Source organism: Pantoea sp. VS1 (assembly GCF_002207995.1).
In the GTDB taxonomy this organism is placed as follows: domain Bacteria; phylum Pseudomonadota; class Gammaproteobacteria; order Enterobacterales; family Enterobacteriaceae; genus Pantoea; species Pantoea dispersa.
The window spans coordinates 21,790-30,162 of sequence record NZ_NHZE01000034.1 but is presented as its reverse complement, the minus strand read 5'-3'; the positions used below and the strand labels follow the sequence as shown (position 1 = coordinate 30,162).

The following is an 8,373-nucleotide window of genomic DNA, read 5'->3' as shown; positions in this document are numbered from 1 at the left end:
AGGCCTCAAATAAGACCTCTCTGGATTTCAGTGCTTATATTCTGGAGGCCTTACGTGAGAAGCTGGAGAGCGACGGGGCACTAGAGAACTGATTCACTAACAGGCATAAGTTAAGAATACCCAATGAGTATCCATTGTATGCATGATAAATATCTTATGTGTATGCATTGAATGCCCGACGAATGCTTGATGTGTGTTGAAGTTATTAAATAGATGACTCAATAAGTTATTCAAATGGAGGAAGAGTTGAACAGAGCCGTAATGCTGGTATCGGGATATCTCGGAATTATAAAGCTCACCGGCAAAGACAGAAAAAGTGCTGCTGAATGGGCTTTCTCCTGAGTGCCCTGTTCATCGTGCCGCTCTTTTTCTTGCCGCACGCCAGCGAGCTGATCAAAATTGGCCTTCAGCTGCTGTGGGGGGCTGCGTTTCGCGCGCGGCATTCATGGCCAACGACAGCTGGAAGCAAAACAAATCACGCTGAGCGATTGCAGCGTGATGGAGAGTCAATAATGTTAATGGATGAACTGTTTAAGCAGGCCCGCGGGCAGGGAAGGGTAATTGTAGCGGCTCGCAATCGAAATCCCTCCGACTCGCAATCAGCGCATGTTTCGGCTCACATTAACTGCAAATGAAAAACACCGCCGACTCACATTAAGTGACAATGGGCTCGCATTTATCCTGCCCGGCTCGCAATCCATTTCGCCGGGCCCACAATAAACTGCAAATAAACATCGTCATATTTGCAAACCAACCGTCAGCATTCTGTCATGCAGCTCAGCCGCGCAGGTTGGATGAAAGCTCCGACTCTGACGGTGTGGCGGTTATCGGTGTCTGGTATCCTGTTTCCATTGCCAGCGTCAGGTATAACTCTATCTGCTGGTCCTTGCCCGGCATATGCCGCGTTCCGACCTGATGTCACTGGCGTGTCGCCTTGCTGTCATGGTGGTGTCGTATACGGTGCCGGACTGATATGCAAGTATCATCGCAGGTATTGCAGATAACGGGAACAATGATGACTGTCGCTGAAAAGGTGAAAGCATATCGTCTGAGAAAGGCATGGTCACAGGAACAACTGGCTGAAGTCGCCTCTCTTTCTGTAAGGACCGTGCAGCGAACTGAAAAAGGCCAGAAGCCGAGTCTGGAAACACTCAGTGCGATTGCTTCAGCCTTTGGTGTAAATGTTTCTGATCTCACGGAAGAAACTTACGTTGCCAGTCAGGCTCTTGATGAACACATCAGCGAAGCCAGAATTCAGGTAGCGCAGGAAACCCGGTTTTATCGAGTTCTGGCTACTGCTGTTCTGGTATGTACAGCATTAACGATAATTAACTATCTGTTTACCCCGGAAAGTTACTGGTCCGTTGTGGTAGCTGTTATATGGGGAGGACTTGTTATATTCAGGGGGATACGCGTGTTTATCATGCGAGGAAAAATCGCCTTATGGCAACAACGCAGGTTGCAGAAAATTCTTCGGTCAGGAAATAAAAGATCGAATAACAATACCACCGAAAAGTAATGCTGTGCCGATTCACCTGTACTGAAAAAGATTAACTTTCGAAACTGGGAAAAATTATGGATATTGCAGACTTTTTACGAAACACACCCGTCTGGGTATGGATCCTGCTGGCTTTTTTACTGCGACGCGGCTTTGCTGCTCTTTATGACCGGGAGATGACAACCGGGCGGTTGTTTTTTCTCCCGGTGATTTTTCTTGTCTGGGGGACATATGGTGTTATCACTGAAACAGCACTTGCTGGCGCAAGCCTTACAATGATGGCAGTTGGACTGCTCGCAGGTACCGCTCTTGGATACAGGTTGTGGCGCTCACAGCCACCGCTGAGAAATTCAGATAATCCGGGCATGATTATCAGGGCCGGGACGCCGCTGACCCTGGGGCTGATTGTGATTACTTTTTGCATGAAGTTTATGCTTACCTCAGCCATTTATCTGCAGCCGGGATTACGGTCATCAGCAAGTTTTTGTATGTTGTTTGGCGGTGTGACGGGACTTGTTGATGGCGTATTCTGGGGGGGACCCTGAGACTTTTCATACCCTGGTACAGCAAAAAGTGATTAACCGTAACTGCCTGTAATTGAAGCCCCTCCGACCCGCTATCAATTGTTGTTGGCTTACACCAGATTAAACTGAAATTTTCTCCTGTGGTAAGCGATGGTCGTCCAGTTAGGGTAAACTCTAATGAATCTTTTTTCCGGTTAAGGAAGTTTATGCTTCTTGTTTTAAAAATTTTTTTAGCATCAGGAATCATTCTTACAACTTCACTAAATCTAAGAAGGGAAACTTTATATCCTTCTTGCGTATTGAATCTCCTCTCAATTGACTCATCAAAAGTGACATCTTTCAGAGATTTAAGATATTCCTCATATGTATCTTTACCTAGTTTGAAAATACTCTCATAATAAGTTATATCACTTCCAAGCGAGCAGTATTCATCTGTTAACCCATTTGGTAATGAGGGCTTTATTTTTGTATATCCACTTTTTTGATTAAAGGTCAATATTTTTACTTCTCCTATTGATATTTTTTCCTTTTTGCTTAAATGCACATGAGAATAAAATGTTGTTTTATAGTCATAGTCATCCCAGTTGTCACGGACAAGAACAATACATGGGTAAGTATTCGGTTCGATTCTTTCTTTTTTTTCTTCGACATAAACTTGCATAGAGCATTACCTTTTGAGATTTCGTATGTACGATGTACATACGTTGATGTATTTACATTGTTTTTACTTGGGTGTGCGTGTATCGTAAAATAATACACATCGTTCAGGAAAAACACATTGCTTATTAATCAAAGGAAACCTTATGCCGATAAACTTCAGCCCTAAGGTCGGTGAAATTCTGGAGTGTAACTTTGGAAGCTATCCTCTGGGTGCAGATGGAAATCCCGTAACCAATTTTTGGGACGGTCATCTTCCGCCCGAAATGGTTAAGAACCGGCTGGTTATTGTGCTTAACGGTAAAATCAACGGGAATGCCTGCATCATCGTTCCGCTCTCTTCAACGTGCGATCGGGATAAGCTGCAGCGGGGTATGCACGTAGAGATTGGCGAAGCCGTGATTGAGGAATGCCGCTTCTTCTCACAGCGCACCCGGTGGGCTAAAGCTGACCTGGTCCAGCAGGTCAGCCGCTACCGGCTTAACCGCGCCAGAACGGACAGAGGCTATCTGAACCAGTGTCTGGCCCGTGAGCTTGTTGCGGAGATTCAGAAAGCAGTCATCAAGTCTATAAACGCGTCCTGGATGCTTAACGGGACGCCTCAGAGTTGACGTCAGCGTCAGTTTCAGGGATAATAAGTCTGTAGCCCATCGAGGCCCTTAAGTTTTTCCCCCTATGAGGGACCTGCAAAACCCAGCCACTGAGCTGGGTTTTTGCCTTTCTGGCATCCGGCTAGCTGTTTGTATCCTTCCTGCGGACGATAAGCGTCCTGATAAACGCCGCAGAAAAATGCAGTGCCAGCTCTGCGTCATGCTCCAGAACGGCTGAGTCTTTATTGCTTCCGTGCCTGACGGCAGGCTCTGCGTTAGCGTAGGCGTAAAACTTTTCTATAACATCTATGAGCATTCTTGAGACGCTACCGTCCTTTTTCATTATCTTCAGAGCATCACCCAGCGTTGACGCTTCCGGGTAAAACGTCTTACATATGCTCTCAATCGCGCTTATTGACTCTTTAATGGAATTTTCAGCATCCCGGTGCGAGCCCAGCGCGAAGGCGCGGGCTTTGGCAAAGTGTGCTCTCGCCGGCCTGAACTCGTCTGCAAGCCTCTCCTCTGTACTTTTTACTTTCTCTTCAAGAAATGGCGGCAAAGGCAATTCCAGCTGACCAGACTCATTCATTTTCCAGTCGATATTATATTCTGAGAAAAGTTCATTCACCCTCTGGCGGTAAGCTGAAAAAGAAAAGGACTCGTTTTTCCGGCTCTGCGTAAAGTTGTCATCATCATCTATTTCAATTATCCTCTCGGCCACCGTTTCTACAGTATCGTAAAAACGGTACCAGGGTATATTCATCACCAGGTTACGGAGAACTTCAATCGCCGGAGTATGACTAAGGTAATAGTCATCAGGCTCCTCATCCACCATGACGAGTATCTCATTAATAAGGTCATAAACAGGAATAGGCTTATTTTGCGATGCTTGGGACATGGCATCACATACGAGCCTTTCCAGAATATCTTTAAAATACTGTTTTCTTACCCATCTGGGTGCGTCATCCCGGAATGTCTTATTTACAAACTCCGGATCATATCCATGACGATGTGAAAATTTCATTCATGATTCCTGTAGAGGTAACGATTTCAGAAGCAGGTAGTATAAGGGGTCTGACGCTCAGTCGAACGAAAACTCACGTTAAGCAATATTGTCTTTCTCGATTGCCCCTTTTAGTAGCATTAAATGGCCTTTTTTACTCATATTGCCTGCATAAAGGAATGATGACCCAGCATATTAATTATCCACAATAAAGCGGGGAAACCGTGCGATATATTCATCATGTCAACGCCAGGGCCACTGACCGATTTTTGCCATTCTCGTTGTTATTAAGCGTTTCGCCTTATGCCCGACGCTGATTCAGTGCAGCCAGTATATAAACTGTGTTCCACAGCACTACGCAGTTGCTCATCAGCCCCATCAGAAAAGCAATTAAGGGGCCTAACTATGAACTATGAGGCAGCGTCGAAGGCAAGCTGGCGAAGCTTATGGCCTAATGCGTTTGACCACGACTTCCCGTTGCCTTTCCGTCGGTTATTTCTATAACACAAGGCTGCTGATGGCGGCGTCCACCACTGCGACAGTCGTCAGGACGCCCGCCACAATCAGCCAGCCCCACCCTTTACGCTGACGCAGGGCCAGCAGGGTGGCACCAGTGAAACAACTGACGGGGATAAAGGTCAGGATCACAATCAGCATAAGCGTGATAATTTGCGTGTCGCGCATGGGCATACTCCTTTATTCCGGCATGCTGCCGAGGTGAATTGTCCGGTCGGCCGAGGCAATTGTGGATGAACGGTGAGCGATAATAACCCGCGTGATGCTCAGGCCGCGTATGGCCTCGTTTATCAGCGCCTCGTTATGTTCGTCCAGATGGCTGGTTGCCTCGTCCATGAAAAGAATGGCGGGACGGCGATAGAGTGCGCGAACGATGAAAATGCGCTGACGCTGGCCGCCCGAGAGCCCCTCGCCCAGCTCGCCTGTCAGGGTGTCATAGCCCATCGGCAGGGCCATGATATCGTCATGGATATGGCCAAGGCTGGCGCAGGTATGAAGCCACGCCTCGTCAGGTGAGTCGCTGAAACCGGTCATGTTTTCGCGTAATGACCCGGCAAACAGACGGTCCTCCTGCAGTATGCAGGCCACGGCGCGGCGGTAGTTGTTCACGCCGGCGGAGTGGATATCCCGTCCGCCGGCCAGTACGCAGCCTTCACCCGGCGGGATAAGGCCGCTCAGCACTTTCATGAGTGTGGTTTTTCCGCACCCTGATGGGCCGGTGATGGCCACGCTTTCTCCGGCAGCCACCGTGATATTGAGCCCCCTGAAAATGGCCGGTGACTGTGCGTCATGACGAAACATGAGTCCTTTTGCCTCCAGCGCGATGGCGACACCCGCAGGATACAGGTCTGCAGTGGGGGCGGCCGGCTCGGACTCAGTGTGGGCGATGTCCGCAATACGTTCTCCGTGCAGGGAGAGCATGCCGAGACGCAGGAACATGTCAGTCAGCGACAGTGCCCGGGAGGTGAAAATTTCACGAAATACCCCGAAGGCCACAAACGCCCCGAGTGAGAGCTGATGAGTCATTACGGCCCCAATGCCAAGCCAGAGGATAACCACGTTGTCCAGCGCGTTCGTCAGACCGCTGACCGTACTGAAAAGAATGTCAAAGCGCCGACGGCTGACGGCAGCGTTTGCGGCGTCTACTTCAAGTGTCAGCCAGTTCCGGCGGCGCTGCGATGTCAGACCCTGCGCGCGTAGCGTGGCGATACCCCACAGCGATTCGGTAAAGTGAGATCCGGCCGCCGCGTTTTTTATCAGTTGCTCCTCCGTCAGCTGGCGGTAGCGAGGAAAGGCAACCACCCGCATTGTTATGGCGATCAACACAAAGCACGTAACCACACCCCACAGAAGCGGGCCTCCGTAGCCTGCCAGCAGCACGCAAGACCCGAGGAGCATGATGCCGTCAATGACGCAGCCGGTGACATCGTGGACAAAAGTGTCGCGCAGCACGTCCAGCGAGCCGAAACGTGACTGGATGTCGCCTGTACGACGCTGGGCAAACCACGGAAGAGGAAGTCCCAGAAGATGCCGGAGCAGGCCTTCCTTCCACTGAACGTCGGTGAGCGTGTCCGTCACCATCACCGTCCACGCACGGATGAGGTTAAGTCCGGTCTGAAGCAGGATAAGTGCTCCCAGAGACAGGCAGACCAGTTCAAGCAGCCCCCGGTCGGAGGCGGGAACCACGTGATCCAGGGCAATCTGCGTACCCACGGGCAACAGCAGACTGATGCTTTCGATCATCGCGGACAAACAGAAGATTTTGACCAGGGCAGTGCCGAAGCCGCGTATACCGCTCATCAGTTCGGCAGGCCTGACGCGGGGCAGTTTTTTTTTCCGGCAGAAGCCGCGGCCGGGCCAGAGCTCCAGCGCCGCGCCGGTAAAGTTTTCTGACAGCGTTTTCCTGCTGACGCTTAGCCGTCCACGGGCCGGATCGTGGATCACGGCCCGGTCGCCACTGAGGTTGACCAGCACCACAAAATGGCTGAAGCTCCAGTGCAGAATACAGGGCAGCCTCAGGTCCGAAAGCTCATCAAGCTCAAGTGATAAAGCCCGGCCCGCCAGTCCCACCTCCCCGGCAATGGTGTACAGAGTGCTCAGCGTGGCGCCGCGAGACGAGATGCCACCCCGGCTGCGCAGGGCAAACAAATCTGCATGATGGCCGTGCCAGCCTGCCACCATCGCGATACAGGCCAGCCCGCATTCGGCAGCTTCAGTCTGCAGAATCAGGGGGACACGCCGGTACAGTGAGAAATTGAGACGGCGTAATAGCCCTTCAGGTCCGTTACTGTTCACTCACCGCCTCCTGCGTGCTGTCCCGCATGTCATAGAGTGGCGCAAGTACCCACTGCCACAGTTTTCGTTTCTCTAGAAACAGCGTGCATTCCGCGCGCAGCCCGTTTCCGGGCCGGAGGCGGTGTCCCTGCCAGACAAAGTGCGTCACATCAGGCGTGACGGTCAGTCGGTACCAGGTCTCGGATGTGCTGGCGTTTACGGCAGGCGCGCCGGACCAGGATGCCCTTTCATGTAGGGTCGCCGGGGCTGAAGATATCTGCGTGATCCGTCCGGGAAACTGACCAAACTTTTCTGCCGGAAAAGCGTTATACCGTATGTTGACCGGTGAGCCTGCCTTAATGAATGGCACGGCGCTGTCCGGCACCCACATGACCAGTTCCCAGCGGGGAGTTGCGAAAGGAATAACCTGTGCCAGGGCGTCGCCGACGCTGACCGACTGTCCAGATGTCAGGCCGGCGATATCTACCCGCCCGTCCACCGGCGAAGTCACGACCAGCGTTCCCGCCGCGTCGTCCAGGGTCTCCTGGCGAACCAGGTCGCTGCGCTGCATCTCCATGCGGAAAATATCGTTATCAAAATCAGCGGCGCGCGTGCGGATGTCGCCCGTCAGAGCCAGCAGCTGCAGAGCACTCTGTTCACGCTGACCGCTCAGCGTCAGCAGGTCGTTCTGCTGCTGATAGTAAAGAGCGGCCTGCTGGGAGAGCTGGTCCCGGTTGATGAGGCCCGCGCGCTGATAGCGGCGATAGCTGTCCATATTCTGCTTCATTTCCTTCAGCCCCTCTTCGGCCTGGTTCAGTACGTCAGCCGAGTGCGACAGCGCCGCCGCATAACTGGCTTTCTGTTGCTCCAGGGTTTCCAGCGTGACTCGTTTGTTTTCACGCAGGTGATTAATGATGCTCTCAACGCTTTTTATCTGAGCCTGCGTATTCTGCCGCTGCTGAAGGCTGACCACGCCGGATCGCGTCGTATGGCTGACGTCAATTTCATAAAGAGGCTGCCCTTTTTTTACCTTGTCACCTGCACTGACCAGACGGCTGATAATAAACCCCTGCCCGGGGGCGGTGACCCGGACTGGGCCGGGCAGGGAGGCCAGTTCCCCGCTAACGGTCACCCGACGGGTATAGCTGCCGATGCAGAGAAACAGTGCAAGCACGATAAAAAAGAGCGCGGTGAGGGCAAGATGCACCCAAGGGGGAAGGCCGCGGGCCAGCAATGCCCGACCATTCCAGAGTCGTGACCGGTGACTGAGCGCCGCTGCACGATAGAGGGAGTCCATGAGTATCCTGAAGA

The 8,373-nt window shown here is 51.8% G+C and carries 8 protein-coding genes; 3 read left to right on the top strand and 5 right to left on the bottom strand.

The window, feature by feature from the left end; all coding sequences use genetic code 11:
• The first annotated feature begins 1,015 nt into the window (after positions 1-1,015).
• Entirely contained in the window at positions 1,016-1,519 is a 504-nt protein-coding gene (locus tag CBW22_RS13230) for a helix-turn-helix domain-containing protein (RefSeq protein WP_088516920.1), read from the top strand.
• Between the two features lie 56 nt (positions 1,520-1,575).
• Positions 1,576-2,043 (top strand): DUF6622 family protein, encoded by a 468-nt coding sequence (locus CBW22_RS26955; RefSeq protein ID WP_369597195.1) that lies wholly within the window; start codon positions 1,576-1,578, stop codon positions 2,041-2,043.
• Here CBW22_RS26955 and CBW22_RS26325 read toward each other — a convergent pair.
• Positions 1,934-2,683, bottom strand: coding sequence for a hypothetical protein (locus CBW22_RS26325; RefSeq protein WP_176428123.1), 750 nt, complete (start codon positions 2,681-2,683; stop codon positions 1,934-1,936). The genes CBW22_RS26955 and CBW22_RS26325 overlap by 110 nt on opposite strands.
• Before the next feature lie 142 nt (positions 2,684-2,825).
• Between CBW22_RS26325 and CBW22_RS13220 the strand changes: the two genes are divergently transcribed.
• Positions 2,826-3,290: a type II toxin-antitoxin system PemK/MazF family toxin gene (locus CBW22_RS13220; protein ID WP_088516918.1), complete on the top strand. Its 465-nt coding sequence runs from the start codon at positions 2,826-2,828 to the stop codon at positions 3,288-3,290.
• A gap of 121 nt (positions 3,291-3,411) precedes the next feature.
• On the opposite strand, the gene CBW22_RS13215 is transcribed toward CBW22_RS13220, so the two are convergent.
• The 4 genes from CBW22_RS13215 to CBW22_RS13200 form a co-directional block, all read right to left on the bottom strand.
• Positions 3,412-4,293: an AbiJ-NTD4 domain-containing protein gene (locus CBW22_RS13215; RefSeq protein ID WP_088516917.1), complete on the bottom strand. Its 882-nt coding sequence runs from the start codon at positions 4,291-4,293 to the stop codon at positions 3,412-3,414.
• A 477-nt stretch (positions 4,294-4,770) separates the two neighbouring features.
• On the bottom strand, positions 4,771-4,956 hold the full coding sequence (locus CBW22_RS13210) for a hypothetical protein (RefSeq protein WP_088516916.1): 186 nt from the start codon (positions 4,954-4,956) through the stop codon (positions 4,771-4,773).
• 12 nt (positions 4,957-4,968) lie between these two features.
• The gene (locus CBW22_RS13205) at positions 4,969-7,083 is read right to left on the bottom strand and encodes a peptidase domain-containing ABC transporter (RefSeq protein ID WP_254919503.1); all 2,115 of its coding nucleotides are present in this window, start codon (positions 7,081-7,083) and stop codon (positions 4,969-4,971) included.
• Positions 7,073-8,359, bottom strand: coding sequence for an HlyD family secretion protein (locus CBW22_RS13200; protein ID WP_088516915.1), 1,287 nt, complete (start codon positions 8,357-8,359; stop codon positions 7,073-7,075). The genes CBW22_RS13205 and CBW22_RS13200 overlap by 11 nt, the downstream gene beginning before the upstream one ends.
• Between the last annotated feature and the right edge of the window lie 14 nt (positions 8,360-8,373).